At 65.2% G+C, this 2,733-nt stretch carries 4 protein-coding genes; all 4 read right to left on the reverse strand.

The annotated features are described in order from the left end of the window. A partial coding sequence (locus RMO40_RS17415) for a transporter substrate-binding domain-containing protein (RefSeq protein WP_309724151.1) occupies positions 1-890 on the reverse strand: 890 nt, incomplete at its 3' end. Positions 891-896: 6 nt separating this feature from the next. Next, positions 897-1,316 carry a thioesterase family protein gene (locus tag RMO40_RS17420; protein ID WP_309724153.1) on the reverse strand — a complete coding sequence of 140 codons (420 nt, stop codon included), beginning with the start codon at positions 1,314-1,316 and terminating at the stop codon, positions 897-899. Between the two features lie 10 nt (positions 1,317-1,326). Beyond that, on the reverse strand, positions 1,327-1,989 hold the full coding sequence (locus tag RMO40_RS17425; protein WP_309724158.1) for a DUF480 domain-containing protein: 663 nt from the start codon (positions 1,987-1,989) through the stop codon (positions 1,327-1,329). A 147-nt stretch (positions 1,990-2,136) separates the two neighbouring features. Continuing rightward, a partial coding sequence (locus tag RMO40_RS17430) for an SDR family oxidoreductase (RefSeq protein ID WP_309724160.1) occupies positions 2,137-2,733 on the reverse strand: 597 nt, incomplete at its 5' end.

Consider the following 2,733-nt stretch of genomic DNA (forward strand, 5'->3'; position numbering starts at 1 on the left):
CTGGTGATCGGCGAAAAGTTCGCATCGAAACCCACGCGGATGCGGCCAAAGCGCTCCACCCAATCGCGCTCGGCCGGTGTGAGCGGCGCCATCTCGCCGGTCAGCGCCGTCAGCGTGCTGGCAGGCAGCCAGCGCGCGGCCAGGGCCGAGCGGTCGGCGGCAGTCACCGAGTCGATGGCATGTGCGAGCACGGCGCGCAATGGGGCCGCGTCGCGCCGCACCGTGGGGCCGATGGGCACATTGCCGGGCCCCAGGTTGCGGCGGATCACCAGGTTGGCCAGCAGCTGTTTTTCGACGTGATAGACCACCACCTGCTGATAACCCACGAACAGATCGGCCGAGCCCGAGGCCACCGCGCGCAAGGCCTGCTCGGGGCCGGCAAACAGCGTCACCTTGGCTTGTGGAAAGCGCGCAGCCAACAAGGCCGCGGCCGGTGTGCCCTCGACCACGGCCACCCGGTATTGGCCAAAGTTGTCGGTGGTCGAGATGTCGGGCAGGTCACGCCGCGCCACCAGCACCTGGTTGCCGGCAAACACCGGCAGCGTGAGCAGTGCATTGCCGGGTTGTGGCAAGGCCCAAGGCAGGATGTCGATCTGCCCGGCCTGCAAGGCGCGCACGGCGTCGTCGTTGTTGTTGAAACGGCGGATGTCGACCTTCATGCCCACACGCTCGCCCCACAGGTCGATCATCTCGATGATGAAACCGTGCGGGCGCGCCGGCTCGGCGGGCGCAAAGTAGTAAGGCGGGTACTCGCGCGCGACACCCAGGCGCAACACCGGGTTGGCCTGCACCCAGGCGCGTTCCGCAGTCGACAGCTCCACACCTTGTGCCGGTGCCGCACCCGCCCACGCCAGCAGCAGCACGCACAGCCAGGCGCGCACCCCGTTCATGGCCAATCAGGCGATGAGCTCACGAAGCCGAGCCGGGAACGGCATCGACTTCTGCTGAGGGAAATTCACCCACACGATGGTGGCGCCACCTGCCGCGCTGATCACGCCAGGCTGGTCGGCACGCTCCATGGTGGTGAAGCTGTCGAAGCTGCTGCGCCCGAGGTTGGCGGCGTAGGTCTTGGCCACGATCTCGCCCGGGTACTCGAGCTGGATCAGGAAGTTGCAGAAGGCGTTGATGATCACGAAGCCCTCGCCGCTCGGGTCGGGCTGGAAGCCCGCGCCGTTGAGCCACTCGATGCGCGCGGTCTCCAAGTACCGGAAGTAGCTGACGTTGTTGACATGGCCCATCGCGTCCATGTCGCCCCAGCGTATGGCGATGCGCATCTCGTGAACCAGGCGTTTGTCGTCGGGTATCTCAATGCGCATCGTCTCTGCCTCAGGTTTTGTTCACACCCAGCTCTGAATACAGTTTATCGACCAGGGCGCGCAGCTCTTCGAGCTCGCGCTGCATGCTGAGTTGCTGCGACTTGAGCGATGCGAGCTCGCTGGCCGCCACGAAGTCTTCCGACTGCGCCGCCACCGGCATGGCCGACACATCGACTGCGCCGCACAGCAGGTGCGTCCAGCGCGCTTCGCGGGCACCGGGCGCGCGCGGCAGTTTCAAAACCAGCGGGCCGCCTCTTTCTTGCGTGCGTGCCGCCAGCTCATCGAGAAAGGCCTCGACCGACGACACATCGGCGAAGCGGTGCAGGCGGTCGCAGTTGGCGCGCAGCTCCGAGCTGGTCTGCGGGCCACGCAGCATCAACACCGCAAGAACCGCCACGCTTTGCGACGGCAGCGCCATCGCGCGGGCCATGTTGTGCTCGTAGCGGGTGACGCGCGAGCCGCTCGACTCGAAGACGAGGTGCAAGGCTTTCAGCGAATCGGCCGCCACCTGCACCTCGGCCTCGGTGGCGTTCATCACCGGGTCACGCGTGGTCTTCTGGTTGCAGCCCGACACCAGCGAATTGAGTGACAGCGGGTAGCTGTCGGGCACGGTGTGCGCCTTCTCGATCAGCACGCCGAGAACGCGTGCTTCAAGCAGGGAGAGTTCACGCATCTTGCTCGGCCGTTCTTATGCTTCGCGCGGCTCCAAGGTCCGTTCGCACTGAGCCTGTCGAAGTGCCCGCTCCGTACGACACGCTGGCTCCCTTCGACAAGCTCAGGACGATCGGGAATACAGGCTCAGCCCGAACGGTGGCTTGCATCAGACGGAAAAACCGTCGTCTGCCTGAATGACAGCACCGTTCACGAAGTGGCTCTCGTTGGAGCACAACATCATCAGCACCACGTCAAGATCTTGCGGCTGACCGATGCGCTTGCGCGGCAGCATGTTGATGAGCTTCTGGCCCTGCTCGGTCTTCCAGTGATGGTGGTTGATCTCGGTGTCGATGTAGCCGGGGCAGATGGCGTTGACGTTGATGCCGTACTTGCCCCACTCCAGCGCCATGGCGCGCGTCATGTGCACCACCGCGGCCTTGCTCATGCAGTACACGCCGATCTGGCCCAGCACCTTCAGGCCCGCCATCGACGCGATGTTGACGATGCGCCCGCCGGTGAAGGTGCCCGGTGCCGCGCCCTTGGCCCGCGCCAGCATGCGCTTGCCCACCTCTTGCGCCACGAAGAAGGCGCCCTTGGTGTTGGTGTCCATGATGTAGTCGTAATCTTCCGGCGTCACGTCGGTGAGCTTTTGTGTGGTGCTCACGCCAGAGTTGTTGACCAGGATGTCGATCGTGCCCATCTCGGTCTCGGCGTGCGCCACGGCGGCCTTGATGCTGTCGTGGTCGGTGACGTCGAGTGTGAC

Source organism: Rhizobacter sp. (assembly GCF_031412075.1).
GTDB lineage: Bacteria > Pseudomonadota > Gammaproteobacteria > Burkholderiales > Burkholderiaceae_C > Rhizobacter.